We start from the raw sequence: 21,237 nt of genomic DNA on the forward strand, positions 1-21,237 counted from the left end.
GCGGACGAGCTTAGATCTACTGGGACGGCGCCTTGGGGGCCGCAGTCTTGGGTGTCGCCGCAGTCCTGGGCGTCGCCGGAGCCTTCGGCACGGCGGGCGCCTTCGGCGTCGCGGGGGCTTTGGGTGTCGCCGGGGCCTTGGCAGCCACGGGAGCCTTCGGGGCAGCGGGAGCCTTCGGGGCAGCGGCGGCCTTCGCGGGAGACGGCGATGCCTTCTCCTCCGATGCCGGCTGCGCCTCGGGGGCGGCCTTCACCTCCGGGACGACGGGCGCGGCGACAGGTGCGGCCACGGGCGCCTCGGGAGCGACCTCGGCGGCTGCCTGCTGCTCGGTCGGTGCCGACTTCGCGGGTGCCGACTTCGCGGGTGCCGCCTTTGCCGGCGCCTCCCTCTCCACGGGTGCCGACTGCTCCGTCGACTCCGTCACGGGGGCGGAGCCCTCCGGAGCGGTGCGCTCGTCGTGCTCGGAGGCGTCGGCCCCGCGAGCCTTGGACGCTGCGCGCTGCGCGTTGGCCTCGGCCTTGGCCTCCGACTTGTTCTTCAGAGGGCCGATGACCATGACCATGTTGCGGCCGTCGATGGTGGGGGTCGACTCGACGGAGCCGAACTCCGCGACATCCTCGGCGAAGCGCTGCAGCAGACGCACACCCTGGTCGGGGCGCGACTGCTCGCGGCCTCGGAACAGGATCATGGCCTTGACCTTGTCGCCGGCCTTGAGGAAGCCCTCGGCGCGCTTGCGCTTGGTCTCGTAGTCGTGCTTGTCGATCTTGAGCCGGAATCGAACCTCTTTGAGGATCGTGTTCGCCTGGTTGCGCCGGGCCTCCTTGGCCTTCTGCGCAGCCTCGTACTTGAACTTGCCGTAATCCATGATCTTGGCGACGGGCGGCTTGGAGTTGGGAGCTACCTCAACCAGGTCCAGGTCAGCCTCCTGCGCAAGACGCAGGGCAACATCAATCGCCACGACACCCACCTGCTCGCCGGACGGGCCGACGAGACGAACTTCGGGGACGCGGATACGGTCATTTGTACGGGGATCGCTGATGCGTTTCTCCTCTAATCGTGCTGGATGAGCCACGCGGGACGACGGGCGTCGTGCCACGACGAAAAAGAAGAGTTCACCCGTGAGACACCCACAACGGTGCACCACGGCCAACACCCTGACTACTCAGAATCCGTTCCTCGCGGAACTTCAGACATCACTCCTTGCGGAGCGACGCACTCTGAGCGGAGTGTGAACAACCCGGTAACCTAGTGAAGCGGTCAAACGCGGGTGGGAGAAATCTCCTCTTTCGTACCGAGACGCAATCGTTCTCGGAGCCCGGACAATCATAGCAGAGGGAACCAGTGAGCAACAGTTACGAGCAGGATGCCGCCCGCGACATCGCGGAAGTGCCCGCCGTCGAGGTCATCACGACCACAGCAGTCCACCTCATGAGCGCCGCAGCCGTCAAGTGCGGCCTCGCCGACGACCCGGACACCCAGCTCGATCTCGACGAGGCGCGCAAGCTCATCACGGCCCTCGCCGGACTCGTCACGGCGAGCGCCGCCGACCTCGGCGACCAGCACGCCCGCAGCCTGCGCGACGGCCTGCGCTCCCTGCAGCTCGCCTTCCGCGAGGCCTCGCCGTTCCCCGACCCGATCGGTCAGGGCCCCGGCGAGAAGTACACCGGCCCGGTCAGCTGAGCCCGCGGCGGCGGCCCGAGAGCACAGCCGAAAGCTGCGCGCGTGTCCTACGCGTCGGCGACGAGCTGCACGCGCAGTGAGTCGACGCGTGTGGCGATCGCATCGAGCGCTGACCAGCGCTGTGCCAGACGGGATGTCACGACATCGAGTTCCGCCTTGGTGAGACCGGCGACGAGCTGGAGCCGCACGACGAGCTCCGGTCCCGTCAGGCGGGCATCCGGGTCTCCCGCGACGAGCCCGACCCCGCGGACGGCGAGCTCGCTCGCGATCGACGACTCGAAGGCCTCGCGCACGACGGGGTCGATGTGGCTGGGCTGCCAGCTCTCGCCCTGCGCGATCGCCCAGAGCGCCGGACGCCGCACCACGAACTCGGTGGGACTCGTGGCATCCACGACGACCAGATCGGTCTTCTCGCTCGCGGCGGCGAGGGCCACCCGCACGCCGTCGGCGGGAACCGGCCTCGCCGACGGGTTCCAGGCCCCCATCGCCTCGACCGAGGTGAAGACCGGCAGCACGCTGCGGCCGTCCGGGCCCGCGACCGTCACGATCGACAGCTCCTGGGTCCTGTCGACGGTTCGGCCGTGCTCGTCGACCCCCGTCTCCCCCGCGTGCGCGACGAGGGGGATGAGCAGCCGGGCGTCCCGCAGCGCGTCGACGACGTCGCCCTCCCCGACCTCACGGCTGCGGAATCGGCGCAGCGCCTCGATGAGGCGCTCCGGCGCGCTGCCGTCGTCGCCCGAGAAGACGTTCGCGTCGAAGTGCCGGCCGGCCCAGGGCTGCCCGGCGGAGTCCGCGGGCTGATCAGTCAGACGCGACATCCAATGCCTCGGCGAGCGTGAAAGCGCCCGCGTAGAGGGCCTTGCCCACGATGGCGCCCTCGAGGCCCTGGGGAACGAGCTCGCGCAGCGCCGAGATGTCGTCGAGGCTCGAGATGCCGCCCGAGGCGACGACCGGGCGGTGGGTGCGCTCCATGACCTGCTGCAGCAGCTCGATGTTCGGGCCCTGCAGAGTGCCGTCCTTGGTCACGTCGGTCACGACGTAACGGCAGCAGCCGGCGTCCTCCAGGCGGTCCATGACCGTCCACAGATCGCCGCCCTCCTTCGTCCAGCCCCGGGCCGCGAGAGTCGTTCCGCGCACGTCCAGGCCGACGGCGATCGACTCGCCGTACTGCGCGATGACGCTCGCCGCCCACTCGGGGTTCTCGAGCGCCGCCGTGCCGAGGTTGATGCGCTTGGCGCCGATGCCGAGAGCGGACTCGAGCGACTCGTCGTCGCGGATGCCGCCCGAGAGCTCGACGTTCATGCCCTTCACCTGGCGGATGACCTTCTTGAGCACCACGTGGTTGTTGCCCCGCCCGAAGGCGGCGTCGAGGTCGACGAGGTGCAGCCACTCGGCGCCCTGCGCGGCCCAGTCGGCCGCGGCATCCATCGGATCGCCGTAGTTGGTCTCCGTGCCCGCCTCGCCCTGGGTCAGACGAACGGCCTTGCCGCCCGCGACGTCCACGGCCGGAAGCAGCACGAGCTTCGGCGTCCTGTTGAACTCACTCATAATGTCCTTGACTCGATGCTTTCAGGTGCCGCGTGGCACAAGCACAAGATACTAGCGCAGGCTTCCGATCCAGTTGGACAGCAGGCGGATGCCGGCGTCGCCCGACTTCTCCGGGTGGAACTGGGTCGCCGACAGCGGCCCGTTCTCGACCGCGGCGATGAACGGCCCGCCGTGCTCCGACCAGGTCACGAGCGGCTCCGGGAAGGGCGGCATCGTCTCGAGCGTCCAGTCCTGGGCCGCGTAGGAGTGCACGAAGTAGAAGCGCTCGTCGTCGAGACCGGAGAACAGCACGGAGCCCTCGGGGGCCGATACCGTGTTCCAGCCCATGTGCGGGACGACGGGTGCGGGCAGCAGCGCGACGGTGCCGGGCCACTGGCCGAGCCCCTCCGTCTCGACGCCGAACTCGATGCCGTGCTCGAAGAGCACCTGCATGCCGACGCAGATCCCCAGAACGGGACGCCCGCCGGCCAGCCGGCGCTCGATGAGCTCGTTGCCGCGGGCGGCCGTCAGCTGGTCCATCACGGCCCGGAAGGCTCCCACCCCGGGCACGACGAGGCCGTCGGCGGCGAAGGCGCGCTCACGGTCGCTCGTGAGCTCGACGTCGGCGCCCGCGCGCTCGAGCGCCTTGACCGCCGAGTGCACGTTGCCGCTGCCGTAGTCGAAGACGACGACGGAGGGCGAGGTCACAGCGCGCCCTTCGTCGAGGGAACGCCCGAGACGAGCGGGTCGAGGGCCTTCGCCTGGCGGAACGCCCGTGCGAAGGCCTTGAACTCGGCCTCGGCGATGTGGTGCGGGTCGCGCCCGCCGAGCACGGTCACGTGCACGGTGAGACCCGCGTGAACCGTGATCGCCTCGAACACGTGTCGCACCATCGAGCCCGTGAAGTGACCGCCGATGAGGTGGTACTCGAAGCCGGCGGGCTCGCCCTGGTGCACGAGATAGGGGCGGCCGGAGATGTCGACGACGGCCTGCACGAGCGCCTCGTCGAGCGGCACGAGGGCGTCGCCGAAGCGCGAGATGCCGCTCTTGTCGCCGAGCGCCTGCCGGATGGCCTGGCCGAGCACGATGCCGATGTCTTCGACCGTGTGGTGCACGTCGATCTCGATGTCGCCCCGTGCGCGCACGGTCAGATCGGTCAGCGAGTGCTTCGCGAACGCCGTCAGCAGGTGGTCGTAGAAGGGCACCGTCGACTCGATGTCGGCGACACCGGTGCCGTCGAGGTTCAGCGAGAGCTCGATGCTCGACTCGCTGGTCTCCCTCTGCAGGCTCGCAATTCTGGGCGTTTCGCTCATGACTTCGAGCTTAGTGCGGCCATCGCCTCGAGGAAGGCGGTGGTCTCGGCCTCGGTGCCGGCGCTCACCCGCAGGTGCCCTGGGATCCCGACGTCGCGAATCAGGATGTCGCGTTCCAGCAGCTGATCGAACATCGCCGAGGTGTCCTCCACTCCCCCGAACAGCACGAAGTTGCTGCCGCTGCGGAGCGGGCTGTATCCCAGCTCGCCCAGCACCGTCACGATCCGATCGCGCTGCTCCTTGATCTCGTCGACCATGGCGAGCATCTCACCCGCGTGCGCGAGCGCTCCGATCGCGGCGGCCTGGGTGAGCGCGGACAGGTGGTAGGGCAGGCGCACGAGGCGCAGGGCGTCGGTCACGGCCGGGTCGGCCGCGAGGTAGCCGAGGCGCGCTCCCGCGAAGGCGAAGGCCTTGCTCATGGTGCGCGAGACGATGAGGCGCTCGCGCCCCGGGAGCAGGGTCAGCGCGCTCGGCGTGCCGTCGGGCGCGAACTCGGCGTAGGCCTCGTCGACGATGACGATGCCGCGGCTCGCCGCGTACACCGCCTCGATCGTCCCGAGCGAGAGCGGCGTGCCCGTGGGGTTGTTCGGCGAGCACAGGATCACGATGTCGGGCGAGGTGCGCTCCACCCAGGCCGCGGCCGTCTGCGGGGAGAGCTCGTAGTCGGCGTCGCGGTCGCCCGCGATCCACGTCGTGCCGGTGCCCGCCGCGAGGATCGGGTACATCGAATAGCTCGGCGCGAAGCCCAGGAGGGTCCGCCCCGGGCCGCCGAAGGCCTGCAGTGTCTGCTGGAGGATCTCGTTGGAGCCGTTCGCCGCCCACAGCTGCTCCGCCGTGAGGCCGTGGCCGAGGTAGCCGGCGAGGGCCTCGCGCAGCTCGGTGAACTCGCGGTCGGGGTAGCGGTTGATCGTGAGGAGGGCCTGGGCGACCCGCGCGATGATGTCGTGGGCGACATCCTCGGGGATCGGATGTGAGTTCTCGTTGACGTTGAGCGCTACACGCACACGCTTCTGAGGCGCGCCGTAAGGTGTTTGTCCGCGAAGATCGTCGCGGAGGGGGAGGTCTCCGAGTGTGGTCACACGAGCAATCTTAGAATGCACGCCGAGGCTCGGGACGCGGTGCGGACCGAGCGGCCCGGCGCGACGTTACGGAGCCGCGGTGTACTTCGCCGGCACGGCGAGGCGCTGGCCGGGCTCGACGTCAGAGGTGGCGAGCTGGTTGAGCGACATGATCTCGGCGATGACGTCGCGCGGGTCGGCGGCGGGGGCCAGGTCTTCGGAGAGCTCCCAGAGGGACTGACCCGCCGAGACCGTCACGTAGTCGAAGCTCGCGCTCGCGCCGGTGAGGCTCGCGGTCGCCCCTCCGCCGTTCAGGCCGATCACGAGGGCGAGGATGACGAGCGGGATCGCGACGATCGTCGCGAGGAGCGCACGGCCGCGGCGGGTGATGTGGAGGCGCGTGGCGACGACACGAGGGGAGGACGGGGCACCCAGTGCGAGGTTCATGGTGGGAACTGCTGCGCTCATGTCGAACTCCTTCTGTTCTGGAACTGCACCGGCTCTGGAACCGCGGTCTGTCTTCTGGTCGGCCAACCCGTATCCGACACTCGGCCGGAGTGCCGGATACGAAGTTGTGTTCCGAATATATCTTCGAATGTTCGAAGTTTCAAGTCGTGATTGATGGTTTTCTCGCGAAAACCGCTCGACACACTCGAACAAATGTTTGTTAAACACCCGAACCGCGGATACAGTTTCGATTGTCTGAACAGAACTCAACCAGGCACCACCGACATTCGTGCCGGACGCCTTCCCGAAAGCCGTCAGACGCCGGCGACCACGTCGATCCCGGTTGCACGCCGTGCGCGATGCAGCGCACGAGTGCGCGAGGACGCCGGCATACGAGAAGACACCGAACGAGGGGACGAGCACCATGACGGACGACAGCGGCGAGACCGCGGCACCGCCCGCGAAGGAGCGCTCGACCACCCGGCGGCGCAAGAACCTGAGCGGCAAGCAGCTCGCGATCCTCGAGGCCATCCAGCGGTCGATCAGCGTGCAGGGCTATCCGCCGAGCATGCGCGAGATCGGCGACGCCGTGGGGCTCTCCTCGCTCTCGAGCGTGACCCACCAGCTCAACCAGCTCGAGCTGAGCGGCTACCTGCGCCGCGACCCCAACCGCCCCCGCGCGCTCGAGGTGCTCATCGACCTCTCGTCGATCACCCCCGACCGCGCCGACCCCGACGTGCAGAACGAGTCGTCGGTCCCCGTCGGCGACGCGGCCATGGTGCCCCTCGTCGGCCGCATCGCCGCCGGCATCCCGATCACGGCCGATCAGCAGGTCGAAGAGGTCTTCCCCCTCCCCCGCCAGCTCGTCGGCAAGGGCGAGCTCTTCATCCTCAAGGTCGTCGGCGAGTCGATGATCGACGCGGCCATCTGCGACGGCGACTGGGTCGTCGTGCGTCAGCAGAAGACGGCTGAGAACGGCGACATCGTCGCGGCGATGCTCGACAACGAGGCGACCGTCAAGGTCTTCCGCCAGCGCGACGGCCACACCTGGCTGCTGCCGCGCAACTCCAACTTCGAACCGATCCTCGGCGACTACGCCGAGGTGCTCGGCAAGGTCGTCGCGGTCCTGCGCTCGGTCTGAGCGAGATCCGACGCGGGATCAGGCCGCGGGAGCCTGCGAGATCCGCACGGTGTTTCCGGAAGGATCGCGGAACGCGCAGTCGCGCGGACCCCAACCCTGGTCGATGGGCTCCTGGAGCACTTCGGCGCCGGATGCACGCACGGTCTCGAAGGTCGCGTCGACGTCATCCGAGCGGAACACGAGCATCGGCAGCACACCCTTGGTGAGCAGCTCCTGCATCGTGTCGCCGTCGGCCTGGGAGCGGCCGGCATGCGGCTCGGAGAGCACGATGCCGAGCCCCGGCTGCGCATCGCTGCCGAGCGTGACCCAGCGGAAGTCTCCTGACGACACGTCGTTCTGCACCTGGAGGCCGAGGGCGTCCCGGTAGAAGCCGAGCGCCTCGTCGACGTCGTTGACGGTGATGTTGGTGTATTGGAGTGCGATTGTCATGACCGAGACTTTACGCGGCGGCCTCTCGGCTCGCTTCTCCGATCCTGCTCGATGCGATGCGCACCGGACGCGTGTGCGATTTCGCGAGGCAGGCGGGCATCGCCTTGACCGCGCTGTGCTCCCGGCTCCGGTACGCCCGCGGGCTCTCGCCGACGATCTCGGCGAACCGCGAGCTGAAGGAGCCGAGGGAGGTACAGCCCACCGCCATGCAGGCGTCCGTGACGCTCGTACCCGATCTCAGCAATGCCATCGCACGCTCGATCCTGCGCGTCATGAGGTAGCTGTACGGCGTCTCGCCATAGGCCGCGCGGAACTGCCGCGAGAAATGCGCGGGAGACATCAGGGCCTTGGCGGCCATGGTCGGCACGTCGAGAGGCTTCGCGTACTCACGATCGATGAGGTCTCGGGCGCGACGCAGCTGAGCGAGGTTCTCGAGCTCGTGCGGGGACATGGATCCACGGTAGCAGCCGGTATGACCGACCGGCAGGCCCCGCCGGCGCACGCTCGCGCGACCGGGGATCGCGCGAGCGGACTCAGGCCCGCGTGACGGCGGGAACGACCCGATACGACTCGAGCTGGCTCGCCACGGCGGGGCTCACGAGCGCGTGCACGTGGGTTCCCGCCTCGTCGTAGCTCGTCGCCAGCACACGGTTGTTGTCGTGCAAGGCGGCGACGAGATCGCCCCTGTCGTAGGGGATGAGGACCTCGATGTCGACCGCGGGGCTCGGCAGCAGCTCGTCGATGCGGGCGAGGATCTCCTCCACGCCCTCCCCCGTGCGGGCAGAGGCGAAGATCGCGGTCGGCTCGAGGCCGCGAAGCACAAGACGGTCGTCGTCGCTCACCAGGTCGCTCTTGTTGAAGACGACGATCTCCGGGATGTCGCGGCCGTCGACCTCGCCGATCACGTCGCGCACCGTCGCCAGCTGGCTGGCCGGGTCGGGATGCGAGCCGTCGACGACGTGCACGATGATGTCGGCGTCGCCGACCTCCTCGAGCGTCGAGCGGAAGGCCTCGACGAGCTGGTGGGGAAGGTTGCGCACGAATCCGACGGTGTCGGTGAGCGTGTAGGTACGGCCGTCGGCCGTCTGGTTCTTGCGCACGGTCGCGTCGAGCGTCGCGAAGAGGGCGTTCTCGACGAGCACCCCCGCCTTCGTGATGCGGTTCAGGAGGCTCGACTTGCCGGCGTTCGTGTAGCCCGCGATCGCGACAGAGGGAACCTCGAAGCGATTGCGGTTCGCGCGCTTCGCCTCGCGGGCGGGCGCGAAGCCCTTGATCTGCTTGCGCAGGCGCGCCATCCGGGTGTGGATCCGGCGGCGGTCGAGCTCGATCTTCGTCTCACCGGGGCCACGGGAACCCATACCGGCACCCGCGCCACCCACCTGGCCACCGGCCTGGCGGGACATCGAGTCGCCCCAGCCGCGCAGTCGCGGCAGCAGGTACTCGAGCTGGGCGAGCTCCACCTGCGCCTTGCCCTCACGGCTCTTCGCGTGCTGGCTGAAGATGTCGAGGATGACGGCCGTGCGGTCGATGACCTTGACCTTGACGACGTCTTCGAGTGCACGCCTCTGGCTGGGCGCGAGCTCGGTGTCGGCGATGACGGTATCCGCTCCGAGAGCGCTCACGATGCCGTGCAGTTCGTCGGCCTTGCCGCGACCCAGATAGGTGCTGGGATCGGGGTGCGGGCGCCGCTGCAGGAGGCCGTCGAGCACGTTCGCGCCCGCCGTCTCGGCGAGCGCGGCGAGCTCGCGCATCGAGTTCTCGGCGTCGGCGAGGCTGCCCTGCGAGTAGACGCCGATGAGCACGACGTTCTCGAGCCGCAGCTGCCGGTATTCGACCTCGGTGACGTCCTCGAGCTCGGTCGAGAGCCCGGCGACGCGTCGCAGCGCCTGCCGTTCCTCACGGTCGAGCTGATCCCCGTCGCGGCCCGCGTCGAGATCCGTTCCCCGACCGCCCTCACCGAGTGCTTGCGCGCCGCCGGAGCCGAAGAGCGAGTAGCGGGAAGCACTCGTCTCGGCATTGGCTAGCACGCGGGCGACGGCGTCGTCGCGATCGGTCTGTTCTGTCATTGCGTTAACCCTAGTTCCTCTCTGTCCGGTACGTTTCCTCTATGGCTAGCGAGCACTACTTCACGTCATCGCCGGGAAGCGAACTCAAGCTCCGTACGATCACCGCCCGCCTTGCCGGCCGGGACTACGAACTCACCACCGCCAACGGGATGTTCAGCCCCGAACGAATCGACACCGGCACCCAGGTCCTGCTCGCGAACACCCCCGAGCCTCCGCCCGGCGGCGACTTCCTCGATCTCGGCTGCGGCTGGGGTCCGATCGCTCTCACGCTCGCCCTCCAGGCACCGCACGCCACCGTGTGGGCCGTCGACGTCAATCAGCGCGCTCTCGACATCGTCCGGAAGAATGCCGCCACTGTCGGCGCTACCAATGTCAACGCCGTACTGCCCGACGATGTTCCCGACGGCGTGGTCTTCCGCACGATCTGGTCGAACCCCCCGATCCGGGTCGGCAAGAACGAGCTGCACGGACTGCTGCAGAGATGGCTGCCCCGCCTCGACGACGGCTCGGACGCCTGGCTCGTCGTGCAGCGCAATCTCGGCTCTGACTCGCTCCACCGCTGGCTGCAGGACACCCTGCCCGACGACTTCAGCGTGGCCCGCGCAGCCACGAGCAAGGGCTTCCGCGTGCTGCACGCTCGCCGTCGCTCGCACTGACCGGGTCACGCACTCAGTCGAGCGTGAGCTCGCCTTCGAAGACGAGCTCGGCGGGGCCGGACAACGAGACGTGCTCGCCGTCCTCCGTGGCGAACATCCGCACCCCGAGTGTTCCGCCAGGAACCTCGACACGCCACTGGTTCGGCGCGCCCCGGCCCGCCCAGTGCCGAGTGGCGAGAGCCGCCGCCACCGCTCCCGTGCCGCAGGAGAGGGTCTCGCCGCTGCCGCGCTCGTGCACGCGCATCCGGATGTGGCCGACGCCGTCTTTCACGAGCGGTTCGAGCGGCAGCACGAACTCGACATTCGCGCCATCAACTGGCTCGGGCTCGAGGTGCGGGATGAAGCTCAGATCGGCGGCCCTGAGCTCGTCTTCGTCGGCGAGGGCCACGACGACATGCGGGTTGCCGACGTTGATGCCGAGCCCCGGCCGCGCGACCGGCAGGTTCTTCGCCCGCACGAGCGGCTCGCCGCCGTCGAGCGCCCAGCGGCCCAGGTCGACCTGGAAGCCCGTGAGGTTGCGCTGCAGGTCGCGCACTCCCCCGCGGGTCCCGATCGCCATCGTGTCGCCGTCGGCGAGCTCGGCGAGGCCGTTGTCGATGAGGTAGCGCGCATACACCCGGATGCCGTTGCCGCACATCTCCGAGGGCGTGCCGTCGGAGTTGTGGTAATCCATGAACCACTCGGCGGAGTCGTCCTCGGCGAGTGCCGCAGCGCCCTCCGGCAGATGGCTCGAACGGACGGCGCGGATGAGGCCGTCGGCGCCGACGCCGAAATGCCGGTCGCAGATCGCGGCGATCTGGCTCGCAGTGAGGTTCGTCTGCCCTTCGGGGTCGGTGAACAGCACGAAATCGTTGCCCGTGCCGTGCCCTTTGGTGAAGTGCAGATCGATCGCCATGACCTCTACTCTAGTTGCGGCTCGTTGCGGCCCATGAGCTCGAAAACTCTCTCGAACCGCCTCGGATCGTCGTACTCCAGCCAGTTCGTGTGCGCGTAGCGCTTGAACCAGCTGACCTGACGCCGGGCGTAGGTGCGGGTGAGCTGCGCGGTGGCGGCGATGGCCTCCTCACGGCTCGATCGGCCGGCGAGCTCGTCGATCGCCTGGGCGTAGCCGATCGCCCGGCTGGCGGTCACCCCGAGCTCGATCCCCTGCGGGATGAGGGTCTCGACCTCGCCGAGGAGACCGGCCTCCCACATGCCCTCGACGCGTCGGTCGAGGCGTGCGACGAGCTCCGCCCGGGGTGCGGTGAGCCCGAGCAGCGTCGTGGGCATCCAGGTCTCGGGCGTCTCGGGCAGGGAGGCGCTGTGCGGCTCGCCCGTGATCTCGATGACCTCGAGGGCGCGCACGAGCCGACGGCCGTTGCTCGGCCCGATCGACTGCGCCGCGCGGGGGTCGAGCTCGAGCAGCCGCGCGTGCAGAGGGGCGGTGCCGCGCTCGGACAGCTCGGTCTCGAGCCGCTCGCGGATCGCGGCATCCGTGCCGGGAAAACGGAAGTCGTAGATGACGGAGGAGACGTAGAGGCCGGAGCCGCCGACGAGCACGGGCACCGACCCGCGGCCGAGGATGTCGCCGATGGCCGCCCTCGCGTCGTGCTGATACGCAGCCACCGTCGACTCCTCGCGCACGTCCAGCACGTCGAGCATGTGGTGCGGGATGCCGCGGCGTTCGTCGACGGGGATCTTGGCCGTGCCGATGTCCATGCCCCGGTACAGCTGCATGGCGTCGGCGTTGACGATCTCGGCTGTCCGCCCCGATGCCGCGAGGTCTTCCGCAAGCCGCAACGAGAGCTCGGACTTGCCGGTGCCCGTCGCACCGACGATCACGACGAGCATCGTCGCGCTCAGCGCTGCCCGTCGCTGGAGTCGTAGATCGGCGTCGTCACGACTCGCAGCGTCGGAAGCCCGAGGGACACACGACCGGGTTCGCTCGACGCCGTCGCCCCGCCGGTCGCAGGAACCGCGCAGGAGTCGGCTTGCGCGCGATCCCAGGCGTCTCCCGCCCGGGTGCGCCGAACCCGCACGGGCTGCTCGTCGGTGGAGTCGGCGATGAGGTAGAAGGGCGCAGCCTGCGTGATCGTGGCTGTGACGACGTCGCCCGGCCGCGGGATGTCGGATCCGCTCGGCACCTCGAAGTGAACGAGGCGGCTGTCTTCGGCGCGGCCGCTCATACGGTGGGTGTCGGAGTCTTTGCGGCCTTCGCCGTTGGCAACGAGCACCTCGACGGTCGTGCCGACGAGCGCGCGGTTCTCCTCTTCGGAGATGCGGTCCTGCAGTGCGACGAGCCTCTCGTAGCGCTCCTGCACGACCTCCTTCGCGATCTGGTCGGGCAGGGTCGCCGCGGGGGTTCCGGGTCTGATCGAGTACTGGAAGGTGAAGGCGGAGGCGAAGCGCGCGGCCTCGACCACCCGGAGGGTCTCCTGGAAGTCCTCCTCGGTCTCGCCGGGGAAGCCGACGATGATGTCGGTGGAGATCGCGGCGCCGGGGATCTTCGCCCGCACGCGGTCGAGGATTCCGAGGAACTTCTCGGAGCGGTACGACCGGCGCATGGCCTTCAGGATGCGATCGGAACCCGATTGCAGCGGCATGTGCAGCTGTGGCATGACCGCGGGCGTCTCGGCCATGGCGTCGATGACGTCGTCGGTGAAGGCTGCCGGGTGCGGGCTCGTGAAGCGGATGCGTTCGAGCCCAGCGATGGTGCCCGCCGCACGCAGGAGCTTGCTGAAGGCCTGCCGGTCGCCGAACTCGACCCCGTAGGAGTTGACGTTCTGGCCGAGCAGGGTGACCTCGACGGCCCCGTCGTCGACGAGCGCCTGGATCTCGGCGAGGACGTCGCCGGGTCGTCGGTCTTTCTCCTTTCCGCGCAGCGAGGGCACGATGCAGAAGGTGCAGGTGTTGTTGCAGCCGACCGAGATCGAGACCCAGCCGCTGTAGCTCGAGTCGCGTTTCGTCGGCAGGGTGGACGGGAACATCTCGAGCGACTCGAGGATCTCGAGCTGGGCCTCGCCGTTGTGACGAGCGCGCTCGAGCAGGCTCGGCAGCGAGCCCATGTTGTGGGTTCCGAAGACGACGTCGACCCAAGGCGCCTTCTCGAGGATCGTGTTCTTGTCTTTCTGGGCCAGGCAGCCGCCGACCGCGATCTGCATTCCCTCGTGGCGCCTCTTCACCGAGGCGAGGTGGCCGAGGTTGCCGTAGAGCTTGTTGTCGGCGTTCTCGCGCACGGCGCAGGTGTTGATCACCACGACGTCGGCCTCGGCCCCGTCGGCGGGCACGTACCCGGCGGCCTCGAGGGAGCCGCTCAGACGCTCGGAGTCGTGCACGTTCATCTGGCAGCCGAAGGTTCTCACTTCGTAGGTGCGAATACGGCCCGATTCGTCGTGCGCCGCTTCCGACCGGCCGATGACCGTCGGGGCTTCCGTGATGCTCGTCATGATGGGACTAGTTTACGGTCACTCGAAACGCACTCCCGAGCGCGGGCGCCGCCGGGAAGCGAGGGCCGCGGTGATGGCCTGACGCGATACCGCCGAGGAGTATCCGCGCCGAGCGAGGAAGCCGTTCAGCCGCCGCTCCGCCGCGGTGTCGTCGAGCGAGCCGAGCCGCGACATCCGTTCGACGGCGAGCTCGCTCGCCCTCTCGAGCTCGTCGTCGGGCAGCTCGTCGACGACCTCGACAACGACCTCGGCCTCGATCTTGCGCCGGCGCAGCTCGGTCTCGACCGCCTTGCGGCCGAGACCCTTGCGATCGTGGTGGGTGTACACGATGTGGTCGGCGAGTTTTCGGTCGTCGAGATAGCCGAGCTCGACCATCCGCTCGACGACCCCGTCGACGATCGACGGGTCGTCGGTCACGCCTCGCAGGATCTCTGCCGCCTCGCTCTTCGAGAACGACTTGCCCCGGAGCCGCCGCAGAAGGGTCTCCTCCGCCTCCGAGCGGAGCTCATCCACGGTCAGCTCGACGTCGCCGGCATCGCCATCCGCGTCGTCATTCGCATAAGCACCGGCACCGGCGTTGCCGCTCGCACCGGCGACGCTCCTGAACTCGACGACGACACCGACATCACCCTCATCGTCATCCGCGCTCTCGTCGGCGGCGAATGCGTGCGAACCCGGCACCCGATCGGCACCCGGCAGGAAGGTGACCCGCGCGAGGCCGTCGCGTGAACGCTCCGACCCCGACACGGCTCAGGCGCCCTTCCGGGCTGCGATCTTCGGCTGGATGGACTCCACGGGAGCCGGAGCGACGGCCGCGGCGCCCACTCCGAGCTTGGCCTTGATCTTCGCCTCGATCTCGGCGGCGACGTCGGGGTTCGCGATGAGGAACTTCCGCGAGTTCTCCTTGCCCTGGCCGAGCTGATCGCCGTCGTAGGTGTACCAGGCGCCCGACTTCTTGACGATCTCGTGCTCGACACCGAAGTCGATGAGGCTGCCCTCGCGGGAGATGCCGATGCCGTAGAGGATGTCGAACTCGGCCTGCTTGAACGGCGGAGCCATCTTGTTCTTGACGACCTTGACGCGCGTGCGGTTTCCGACGGCGTCCGTGCCGTCTTTGAGCGTTTCGATACGGCGGATGTCGAGACGCACCGAGGCGTAGAACTTGAGCGCCTTGCCGCCCGCGGTGGTCTCGGGGCTGCCGAAGAAGACGCCGATCTTCTCGCGGAGCTGGTTGATGAAGATCATGGTGGTGTTGGTCTGGCTGAGGCCGCCGGTGAGCTTGCGGAGGGCCTGCGACATCAGGCGCGCCTGGAGTCCGACGTGCGAGTCGCCCATCTCGCCCTCGATCTCTGCACGGGGCACGAGGGCTGCCACCGAGTCGATGACGATGAGGTCGATCGATCCGCTCCGCACGAGCATGTCGGCGATCTCGAGTGCCTGCTCACCCGTGTCGGGCTGCGACACGAGCAGCTGGTCGATGTCGACGCCGAGCTTCGAGGCGTAGTCGGGGTCGAGCGCGTGCTCGGCGTCGATGAACGCCGCGATACCGCCGCCGCGCTGGGCGTTGGCGATGGCGTGGAGGGTGAGCGTGGTCTTACCCGAGGACTCCGGGCCGTAGATCTCGACGATGCGGCCACGCGGGAGCCCCCCGATGCCGAGGGCCACGTCGAGGGCGATCGAGCCCGTCGAGATGACGGCGACGGGCGCGCGTTCGTCGCTGCCCAGGCGCATGACGGAGCCCTTGCCGAACTGACGGTCGATTTGGGCGAGAGCGGTCTCCAGTGATTTCTCACGATCGGCTGCTGATGGCATTTGAGTCTCCTTCGTGTCGCATTCTGTTTCGCCTACAGGCTGTCGTCGTACTCCGCGCGAGGAAGAGCTGCGACAAGGCGGGGCGGTGTCGATGACGAGACCGACAGTACGCGCGGCCACCGACAGAACGAGCTGTCGGAGGACCACGTGTGAACAATTCGTCTTCGAGGTCCGCTGTGAAGGAGTCTATCGATTCTCGAACACATCTTCGATGGTCGTGCGGCGTGTTGCGAGCGCGTCAGTCTTTGGGCGCCGGCAGACCCACGCCGTAACGGCGGGTCGGCGGAACACCCGTGACCTGGCAGAGCGCGAGCCAGACGTCTTTCGGGCTCACACCCGCCGAGAGCGCCTGCTCGGCCGTACGGTCGCCGAGAGACGCCACGACGAGATCGTTCGTGACCACGCGCCCGTAGTCGTCGCCGAACTCGTCGGCGATCGCCCGCCGGAACTCACTCAATCGCATCCGTCAACGCTAGCGCGCCGCCGGCACCCTGTGCGTACGCACCCACCCGCACAGCGCTCTATGAACGACGGACGCCTTAAACGATGAACGCCCCGGGGAGTCGGGGGAACTCCGAACCGGGGCGCCCAGCACGAGGCTGGCGTCGGTGATCGCTAGCGCGCGACCAGGTCGACGTCGTAGTCTGCGACGAACTCGTCGGGAACGGTGTCGGGGATGGGATCGATGCCCTCGATCACGGCGAGGCGGTCGCCCACTTCACGCATGATGACGGAGATCGGGGTGTCGAGAGCATCCGCGACTGACGCGAGGATCTCTGACGAAGCCTCTTTCTGGCCACGTTCGACTTCGCTCAGGTAGCCGAGGGCGACACTCGCCTTGCTGGCGACCTGTCGGAGCGTACGGCCTTTCTGCAGGCGGAAGTCCCTGAGAACGTCGCCGATTTCCTGACGAACAAGAACCACTGGACCCTCCTTACATTGCCTGTCAACCCTGAGAAATAATGGTTAGAACCGGTAAGTGTACTACACCGATTCCTTTCGAAAACTCTAACCAGGATGACTGTAGTTTTGTTGTGAATCTGGCATCTGTAACCAGATGGAAATGCAATCTATTCCGCGAAAGTACGGGCCAGGCCCGCTCTCAGGTAGTCCACAGCGAACGCTACGGTCTCTCCCCGGATCGCCGCCCGATCGCCCGTCAGGAGCAGGGGCGCGACGGTCACCTCCGAGCCGATCGACAGGCCGACGAAGACCGTTCCCGGCGGCTGGCCGCCCTGCGGGTCCGGCCCCGCCACGCCCGTCGTGGCGATCCCGACGTCGGCACGCGCCCCATCGACCGCGAGAGCGCTGCGCACGCCGACGGCCAGCTGCATCGCGACATCCGGATGCACCGGCCCGTGCACGGCCAGCAGCCCGCTCTCGACCCCGAGCACCGAGTGCTTGAGCTCCGTCGCATAGGCGACGACCCCTCCGAGCACAACCGCCGACGCGCCCGCCGGCCGGGTCAGCTCGGCCGTCAGCAGGCCGCCCGTGAGCGACTCGGCGACGGCGACCGTGAGCCCCCGCCGGGTGAGCTCGGCGAGCAGCTCCGCCGTGACATCCTCGACGGGCTCGGGCTCGGTCACGATGCCGAGCGTGCCGTGCGGTTGTGGCGCCATGCCTGCCAGAGGTAGTCGATGCCCGTGACGACCGTGAGCACGAAGGCGATCGACATGAGGATGACGTTGACGACGTCGAACCACGAGCCGAGCAGGCTCGGGAAGGGCAGGAGCGCCACGGAGATCGCGACCGACTGCGCGATCGTCTTGAGCTTGCCGCCGCGGGAGGCCGGGATGACCCGGTCGCTCAGCACCGCGAAACGGAACGCCGTGATGCCGACCTCGCGCACGAGGATGATGATCGTGACCCACCACGGCAGCTCGCCCAGAATGGAGAGCCCCACGAGAGCCCCGCCCGTGAGCACCTTGTCGGCGATCGGGTCGAGGATCTTGCCCAGATCGGTGACCTGCCCGTTGCGCCGGGCGAGCGCTCCGTCGACCCCGTCGGTGGCGATCGCGAGGATGAAGAGCACGGCGGCCGCGTACCGCATCCAGCCGTCGTGGCCGTCGTCGGCGAGCAGCAGGTAGATGAAGAGCGGAGCGAGCAGGATGCGAACGACCGTGATGATATTCGGGGCGTTCCAGTTGCTCGGCTTCGGCGTCACCGCATCCGCGCCGTCGGGGAGACTCATCGACATCACTCCCTGTCGGTCAGCTGCCAGGCGTCCTCGTCTGAAGAACCTTCGACCTCATCGTAGCCCGCCGTCATGGCCGCGACGGGATCGCCGCTGTACCGATCGGCACCGTTTCGATCGGCACCGCGATCACCGGTCGGCTGCGACGTGGTCTGCCCGCCTGCCGCCGGCGAACCCGCGGCGGGCCCATCGCCGCGCAGCTGCGCGAGCACTCCGGGCAGCTGCTCGGGGGTGACGAGCACGTCACGCGCCTTCGAGCCCTCCGACGGCCCGACGATCTCGCGGGACTCGAGCAGGTCCATAAGGCGGCCGGCCTTCGCGAAGCCGACGCGCAGCTTGCGCTGGAGCATCGACGTCGAGCCGAACTGGGTCGAGACGACGAGCTCGGCGGCAGCGAGCAGCAGCTCGAGGTCGTCGCCGATGTCGGCATCGACCTCTTTGCGCGCGGCGGCCGCCGCGACATCCTGCCGGTACTCGGGGCGGGCCTGGCGCGTCACGTGCTCGACGACCTTGGCGACTTCGGACTCGTTGACCCAGGCGCCCTGCACGCGGATGGCCTTCGACTGCCCCATCGGCAGGAAGAGCGCGTCGCCCTGGCCGATGAGCTTGTCGGCGCCGGGCTGGTCGAGGATGACCCGCGAGTCGGTCATGCTGCTCACCGCGAAGGCGAGACGGCTCGGCACATTGGCCTTGATGAGCCCCGTGACGACGTCGACGCTCGGACGCTGGGTGGCGAGCACGAGGTGGATGCCGGATGCCCGGGCCAGCTGCGTGATGCGCACGATCGAGTCCTCGACGTCGCGAGGCGCGACCATCATGAGGTCGGCGAGCTCGTCGACGACGACGAGCAGGTACGGGTACGGCTTGAGCGTGCGCTCGCTGCCGACGGGGAGCACGATCTCGTTGTTGACGACGGCCTTGTTGAAGTCGTCGATGTGACGGAAACCGAAGCTCGCGAGGTCGTCGTAGCGCATGTCCATCTCCTTCACGACCCACTGCAAGGCCTCCGCGGCCTTCTTGGGGTTCGTGATGATGGGCGTGATGAGGTGCGGCACTCCGGCGTAGATCGTGAGCTCGACGCGCTTCGGATCGATGAGCACCATACGCACGTCGGCGGGCTTGGCCCGCATGAGCAGGCTCGTGATCATCGAGTTGACGAAGCTCGACTTGCCCGAACCCGTCGAGCCGGCGACGAGGAGGTGGGGCATCTTGGCGAGGTTGGCGACGACGAAGCCGCCCTCGACGTCTTTGCCGACGCCGATCGTCATGGGGTGGGTGCTGTTGGTCGCCGCGCTCGAGCGCAGCACGTCGCCGAGCGACACGATCTCGCGGTCGGGGTTCGGGATCTCGATGCCGATCGCGCTCTTGCCGGGGATCGGAGAGAGGATGCGCACCTCGTTGCTCGCGACCGCGTAGGAGAGGTTCTTGCCGAGCGCCGTCACCCGCTCGACCTTGACGCCCGGGCCGAGCTCGATCTCGTAGCGGGTGACGGTCGGCCCGCGCGAGAAGCCCGTGACCTTGGCATCGACCTGGAACTGGGTGAGCACCTCGGTGATGGCGCGCACGGCGTCGTCGTTCGCGGCCGAGCGCGCCTTCGCCGGGGAGCCGGCCGAGAGCGTCGACGCCGAGGGCAGCCGGTAGGGGGCGGCCGGGTGCTCGGGAGGGAGCGGGGTCGCGTCTTCATCGAGGGTTCCGTCGTCGAACGCGCCGGCGCCGGCCTCGCCGAGACCGGGCAGGATGTCGGTGACCCCCGTCGCTCCGGATGCGCCGTCGGAGCGCAACCCGATCGGGGCGTCGACCTCCCCCGTGAACTGCTTGACCGCGTCTTCGGCCCTGAGCAGGTCTTCGAGCAGCTCGGTGCCGTAGTGGCCGTCGTCGGGCGCGGCGTCCGGTTCGAGGGCCGTCGTGAAGCCTCCGGCCGGGGCCGCGCCGCCCAGAACCTCGGTCAGCGGCGTGACCGGCGAGTCGAACTCGGGGTCTTCTTCGCGCTTGCTCGAGTTTCTGCGCCACCACGGCAGGGCGTTGCCCTCGTCGCCATCGCCGTCGACGCCCTCGAGCTCGACCGGGGTCGTCTTCGCCGTCTTCGCGGCCGCGCGCTCCTCGTCGCTCTGGACTGTTGCGCCGAAGAGGTACGCATAGAGCTCGCGCAATCGCGAGCCGACCCTGTTCGGCGGCGTCTTCGTGATGATGAAGACGCTCAACAGGATGAACACCCCCATGACGATGCCGGCGCCGATCGGGGTCATGAGCGCGGAGAGCGGGGCCGAGACGATCCAGCCGAGCACTCCCCCGGCGAGCGCGAGCGAGGGCATGCCCTCGCTCGGCGAGGGCTGCCCCGCGAAGATCGCACACAGGCCCGAGATCGAGATGAGCAGGATCGCGAGGCCGATGCCGATGCGGCCGTTGTCGCTCACCGAGGCCGGATGCCGGAACAGCCAGATCGAGAACAGGAGCATCACGACGGGCAGGGCGTAGGCGACACGGCCGAAGAGCCCGCCGAAGGTCCAGGCGTCGAGGCTCACGGCGACGGCCTCGTTGACGAGGAACCACTCGACGATCGCGCCCGCGATCGCGAGGAGGAAGAGGAAGAAGGGGATGCCGTCGCGGCGCTCTTCTTTGGCGAGCTTCTCGGGGCCGAGCGCACGGGCCGCGCCCCCGACGACATGGGCCATGCCGAGCCAGGCGCGGGTGAGGACGCCGGGGCCCGACTCGCTCGGGTAGGCGACGGTCTTCTGCGCCGCCGTGCGGGAGGTCGCCGTGCGCGAGGTCGAGCGTTTCGTCGTCGTGCCGCCGCGCGACGACGATGCGCGCGCGCTACCTGAGGACTTGGTGCTCGTAGCCATGGCTTCCACGGTACCCGCGACCCCCGGCATTGCCCGGTAGCCGGCCGGGTGTGTGGTGGGAGGCGGGCGCCGGGGCGAGGTGCAGGGCTAGTGCAGCGCTTTGACCATCGTGTCGGAGTCGTCGCCGGAGGAGACGACGACGAAGCCCTCGCTGCGGTAGAGGCCCTGGGCGTGGTTGCCGCGATCGACACTCAGGCTCAGACGGGCATGCCCGGCGGCGGCCGCATCGCGCACGAGCGCCTGCAGAAGCTCGCGGCCGGCCCCGCGAGCGCGCCACATGGGGTTGACGCCGAGCGTGAGCTCGGGCACTCCGGGGCTCACGAAGCCGTAACCGGGGTCGTTGCCCGGGAACAGCCGGTACCAGCACGCACCTATGGGGATGCCCTCGGGATCGAGCGCGACGACGCCGTGGTCGCCGGGGCGTTTCCATCCGGAGATGTAGCGCAGCACTCCCCGGTCGGCGAGCACCTCGACGCGAGGCCTCGCCGCGAGCCGGTTCCAGTTCGCGGCCTCGACGAGCATGTCGGTGAGCAGCCGCGCGTCACTCGATGTCGCTTCGCGGATCCCGAACGCTGCCATGCAGAGATGCTACGGCACACCTCGCCCCGGGCGGATGCCGCGGGATAACGGCTGTGCATCGATACGG

The 21,237-nt window shown here is 68.7% G+C and carries 24 protein-coding genes; 3 read left to right on the top strand and 21 right to left on the bottom strand.

Annotated elements, in window-relative coordinates:
- Positions 1-16: 16 nt before the first annotated feature.
- The gene (gene infC, locus CLV54_RS11185; protein ID WP_342745281.1) at positions 17-1,096 is read right to left on the bottom strand and encodes a translation initiation factor IF-3; all 1,080 of its coding nucleotides are present in this window, start codon (positions 1,094-1,096) and stop codon (positions 17-19) included.
- Between the two features lie 245 nt (positions 1,097-1,341).
- Here infC and CLV54_RS11190 point away from each other — a divergent pair, with 245 nt between their 5' ends.
- Positions 1,342-1,680 carry a DUF1844 domain-containing protein gene (locus tag CLV54_RS11190; RefSeq protein ID WP_100345084.1) on the top strand — a complete coding sequence of 113 codons (339 nt, stop codon included), beginning with the start codon at positions 1,342-1,344 and terminating at the stop codon, positions 1,678-1,680.
- A gap of 47 nt (positions 1,681-1,727) precedes the next feature.
- On the opposite strand, the gene CLV54_RS11195 is transcribed toward CLV54_RS11190, so the two are convergent.
- From CLV54_RS11195 to CLV54_RS11220, 6 genes are all read right to left on the bottom strand, one after another.
- Positions 1,728-2,498, bottom strand: a complete 771-nt coding sequence (locus CLV54_RS11195; RefSeq protein WP_100345085.1) for an SseB family protein — start codon at positions 2,496-2,498, stop codon at positions 1,728-1,730.
- Positions 2,482-3,228, bottom strand: a complete 747-nt coding sequence (gene priA / locus CLV54_RS11200) for a bifunctional 1-(5-phosphoribosyl)-5-((5-phosphoribosylamino)methylideneamino)imidazole-4-carboxamide isomerase/phosphoribosylanthranilate isomerase PriA (RefSeq protein ID WP_100345086.1) — start codon at positions 3,226-3,228, stop codon at positions 2,482-2,484. Before priA ends, CLV54_RS11195 begins: the two co-directional genes overlap by 17 nt.
- A gap of 51 nt (positions 3,229-3,279) precedes the next feature.
- Positions 3,280-3,915 carry an imidazole glycerol phosphate synthase subunit HisH gene (gene hisH, locus CLV54_RS11205; RefSeq protein WP_100345087.1) on the bottom strand — a complete coding sequence of 212 codons (636 nt, stop codon included), beginning with the start codon at positions 3,913-3,915 and terminating at the stop codon, positions 3,280-3,282.
- The gene (hisB, locus tag CLV54_RS11210; RefSeq protein ID WP_100345088.1) at positions 3,912-4,520 is read right to left on the bottom strand and encodes an imidazoleglycerol-phosphate dehydratase HisB; all 609 of its coding nucleotides are present in this window, start codon (positions 4,518-4,520) and stop codon (positions 3,912-3,914) included. Before hisB ends, hisH begins: the two co-directional genes overlap by 4 nt.
- Positions 4,517-5,599 (bottom strand): histidinol-phosphate transaminase, encoded by a 1,083-nt coding sequence (locus tag CLV54_RS11215; protein ID WP_100345089.1) that lies wholly within the window; start codon positions 5,597-5,599, stop codon positions 4,517-4,519. Before CLV54_RS11215 ends, hisB begins: the two co-directional genes overlap by 4 nt.
- Before the next feature lie 66 nt (positions 5,600-5,665).
- Positions 5,666-6,046, bottom strand: a complete 381-nt coding sequence (locus tag CLV54_RS11220; protein WP_100345090.1) for a LysM peptidoglycan-binding domain-containing protein — start codon at positions 6,044-6,046, stop codon at positions 5,666-5,668.
- Between the two features lie 403 nt (positions 6,047-6,449).
- Here CLV54_RS11220 and lexA point away from each other — a divergent pair, with 403 nt between their 5' ends.
- Positions 6,450-7,166 (top strand): transcriptional repressor LexA, encoded by a 717-nt coding sequence (gene lexA / locus CLV54_RS11225; RefSeq protein WP_100345486.1) that lies wholly within the window; start codon positions 6,450-6,452, stop codon positions 7,164-7,166.
- A gap of 18 nt (positions 7,167-7,184) precedes the next feature.
- Here lexA and CLV54_RS11230 read toward each other — a convergent pair whose 3' ends face one another.
- The 3 genes from CLV54_RS11230 to hflX all read right to left on the bottom strand — a co-directional run bounded on the left by CLV54_RS11230 (position 7,185) and on the right by hflX (position 9,661).
- Complete coding sequence (locus CLV54_RS11230) at positions 7,185-7,595, bottom strand: VOC family protein (protein ID WP_100345091.1); 411 nt, start codon at positions 7,593-7,595, stop codon at positions 7,185-7,187.
- Between the two features lie 10 nt (positions 7,596-7,605).
- On the bottom strand, positions 7,606-8,046 hold the full coding sequence (locus CLV54_RS11235) for a helix-turn-helix transcriptional regulator (protein WP_100345092.1): 441 nt from the start codon (positions 8,044-8,046) through the stop codon (positions 7,606-7,608).
- 82 nt (positions 8,047-8,128) lie between these two features.
- A complete protein-coding gene (gene hflX / locus CLV54_RS11240; protein WP_100345093.1) occupies positions 8,129-9,661 on the bottom strand; it encodes a GTPase HflX in 1,533 nt (510 codons plus the stop codon).
- Between the two features lie 41 nt (positions 9,662-9,702).
- On the opposite strand from hflX, the gene CLV54_RS11245 reads away from it, so the two are divergent.
- On the top strand, positions 9,703-10,317 hold the full coding sequence (locus CLV54_RS11245; RefSeq protein WP_100345094.1) for a class I SAM-dependent methyltransferase: 615 nt from the start codon (positions 9,703-9,705) through the stop codon (positions 10,315-10,317).
- 13 nt (positions 10,318-10,330) lie between these two features.
- Here the strand turns inward: CLV54_RS11245 and dapF are convergent, their stop codons facing one another.
- The 11 genes from dapF to CLV54_RS11300 all read right to left on the bottom strand — a co-directional run bounded on the left by dapF (position 10,331) and on the right by CLV54_RS11300 (position 21,170).
- Positions 10,331-11,212 (bottom strand): diaminopimelate epimerase, encoded by an 882-nt coding sequence (gene dapF, locus CLV54_RS11250; protein ID WP_100345095.1) that lies wholly within the window; start codon positions 11,210-11,212, stop codon positions 10,331-10,333.
- A gap of 5 nt (positions 11,213-11,217) precedes the next feature.
- Positions 11,218-12,147: a tRNA (adenosine(37)-N6)-dimethylallyltransferase MiaA gene (miaA, locus tag CLV54_RS11255; protein WP_100345096.1), complete on the bottom strand. Its 930-nt coding sequence runs from the start codon at positions 12,145-12,147 to the stop codon at positions 11,218-11,220.
- Between the two features lie 8 nt (positions 12,148-12,155).
- Positions 12,156-13,742, bottom strand: coding sequence for a tRNA (N6-isopentenyl adenosine(37)-C2)-methylthiotransferase MiaB (gene miaB, locus CLV54_RS11260; protein ID WP_100345097.1), 1,587 nt, complete (start codon positions 13,740-13,742; stop codon positions 12,156-12,158).
- Positions 13,743-13,760: 18 nt separating this feature from the next.
- Positions 13,761-14,489: a regulatory protein RecX gene (locus CLV54_RS11265; protein WP_100345098.1), complete on the bottom strand. Its 729-nt coding sequence runs from the start codon at positions 14,487-14,489 to the stop codon at positions 13,761-13,763.
- 3 nt (positions 14,490-14,492) lie between these two features.
- Positions 14,493-15,554 (bottom strand): recombinase RecA, encoded by a 1,062-nt coding sequence (gene recA, locus CLV54_RS11270; protein ID WP_100345099.1) that lies wholly within the window; start codon positions 15,552-15,554, stop codon positions 14,493-14,495.
- A gap of 238 nt (positions 15,555-15,792) precedes the next feature.
- Entirely contained in the window at positions 15,793-16,017 is a 225-nt protein-coding gene (locus CLV54_RS11275; RefSeq protein ID WP_100345100.1) for a DUF3046 domain-containing protein, read from the bottom strand.
- Positions 16,018-16,169: 152 nt separating this feature from the next.
- Positions 16,170-16,478, bottom strand: coding sequence for a helix-turn-helix domain-containing protein (locus CLV54_RS11280; protein WP_100345101.1), 309 nt, complete (start codon positions 16,476-16,478; stop codon positions 16,170-16,172).
- 146 nt (positions 16,479-16,624) lie between these two features.
- Complete coding sequence (locus CLV54_RS11285) at positions 16,625-17,173, bottom strand: CinA family protein (RefSeq protein ID WP_100345102.1); 549 nt, start codon at positions 17,171-17,173, stop codon at positions 16,625-16,627.
- Positions 17,137-17,745 carry a CDP-diacylglycerol--glycerol-3-phosphate 3-phosphatidyltransferase gene (gene pgsA / locus CLV54_RS11290; protein WP_100345487.1) on the bottom strand — a complete coding sequence of 203 codons (609 nt, stop codon included), beginning with the start codon at positions 17,743-17,745 and terminating at the stop codon, positions 17,137-17,139. The genes CLV54_RS11285 and pgsA overlap by 37 nt, the downstream gene beginning before the upstream one ends.
- Before the next feature lie 5 nt (positions 17,746-17,750).
- On the bottom strand, positions 17,751-20,591 hold the full coding sequence (locus CLV54_RS11295; protein ID WP_100345103.1) for an FtsK/SpoIIIE family DNA translocase: 2,841 nt from the start codon (positions 20,589-20,591) through the stop codon (positions 17,751-17,753).
- 87 nt (positions 20,592-20,678) lie between these two features.
- Complete coding sequence (locus CLV54_RS11300) at positions 20,679-21,170, bottom strand: GNAT family N-acetyltransferase (protein ID WP_100345104.1); 492 nt, start codon at positions 21,168-21,170, stop codon at positions 20,679-20,681.
- Between the last annotated feature and the right edge of the window lie 67 nt (positions 21,171-21,237).

It is taken from the genome of Compostimonas suwonensis (assembly GCF_002797855.1).
Lineage (GTDB): Bacteria > Actinomycetota > Actinomycetes > Actinomycetales > Microbacteriaceae > Compostimonas > Compostimonas suwonensis.

What these genes read in the sequence shown, in the direction of transcription:
- CLV54_RS11195 (WP_100345085.1), bottom strand. Translation starts at nt 2,498, where the DNA reads ATGTCGCGTCTGACTGATCAGCCCGCGGACTCCGCCGGGCAGCCCTGG.
- priA (WP_100345086.1), bottom strand. Translation starts at nt 3,228, where the DNA reads ATGAGTGAGTTCAACAGGACGCCGAAGCTCGTGCTGCTTCCGGCCGTG.
- hisB (WP_100345088.1), bottom strand. Translation starts at nt 4,520, where the DNA reads ATGAGCGAAACGCCCAGAATTGCGAGCCTGCAGAGGGAGACCAGCGAG.
- CLV54_RS11220 (WP_100345090.1), bottom strand. Translation starts at nt 6,046, where the DNA reads ATGAGCGCAGCAGTTCCCACCATGAACCTCGCACTGGGTGCCCCGTCC.
- lexA (WP_100345486.1), top strand. Translation starts at nt 6,450, where the DNA reads ATGACGGACGACAGCGGCGAGACCGCGGCACCGCCCGCGAAGGAGCGC.
- CLV54_RS11230 (WP_100345091.1), bottom strand. Translation starts at nt 7,595, where the DNA reads ATGACAATCGCACTCCAATACACCAACATCACCGTCAACGACGTCGAC.
- CLV54_RS11235 (WP_100345092.1), bottom strand. Translation starts at nt 8,046, where the DNA reads ATGTCCCCGCACGAGCTCGAGAACCTCGCTCAGCTGCGTCGCGCCCGA.
- hflX (WP_100345093.1), bottom strand. Translation starts at nt 9,661, where the DNA reads ATGACAGAACAGACCGATCGCGACGACGCCGTCGCCCGCGTGCTAGCC.
- CLV54_RS11245 (WP_100345094.1), top strand. Translation starts at nt 9,703, where the DNA reads ATGGCTAGCGAGCACTACTTCACGTCATCGCCGGGAAGCGAACTCAAG.
- dapF (WP_100345095.1), bottom strand. Translation starts at nt 11,212, where the DNA reads ATGGCGATCGATCTGCACTTCACCAAAGGGCACGGCACGGGCAACGAT.
- miaA (WP_100345096.1), bottom strand. Translation starts at nt 12,147, where the DNA reads ATGCTCGTCGTGATCGTCGGTGCGACGGGCACCGGCAAGTCCGAGCTC.
- miaB (WP_100345097.1), bottom strand. Translation starts at nt 13,742, where the DNA reads ATGACGAGCATCACGGAAGCCCCGACGGTCATCGGCCGGTCGGAAGCG.
- recA (WP_100345099.1), bottom strand. Translation starts at nt 15,554, where the DNA reads ATGCCATCAGCAGCCGATCGTGAGAAATCACTGGAGACCGCTCTCGCC.
- CLV54_RS11275 (WP_100345100.1), bottom strand. Translation starts at nt 16,017, where the DNA reads ATGCGATTGAGTGAGTTCCGGCGGGCGATCGCCGACGAGTTCGGCGAC.
- CLV54_RS11285 (WP_100345102.1), bottom strand. Translation starts at nt 17,173, where the DNA reads ATGGCGCCACAACCGCACGGCACGCTCGGCATCGTGACCGAGCCCGAG.
- pgsA (WP_100345487.1), bottom strand. Translation starts at nt 17,745, where the DNA reads ATGAGTCTCCCCGACGGCGCGGATGCGGTGACGCCGAAGCCGAGCAAC.
- CLV54_RS11295 (WP_100345103.1), bottom strand. Translation starts at nt 20,591, where the DNA reads ATGGCTACGAGCACCAAGTCCTCAGGTAGCGCGCGCGCATCGTCGTCG.
- CLV54_RS11300 (WP_100345104.1), bottom strand. Translation starts at nt 21,170, where the DNA reads ATGGCAGCGTTCGGGATCCGCGAAGCGACATCGAGTGACGCGCGGCTG.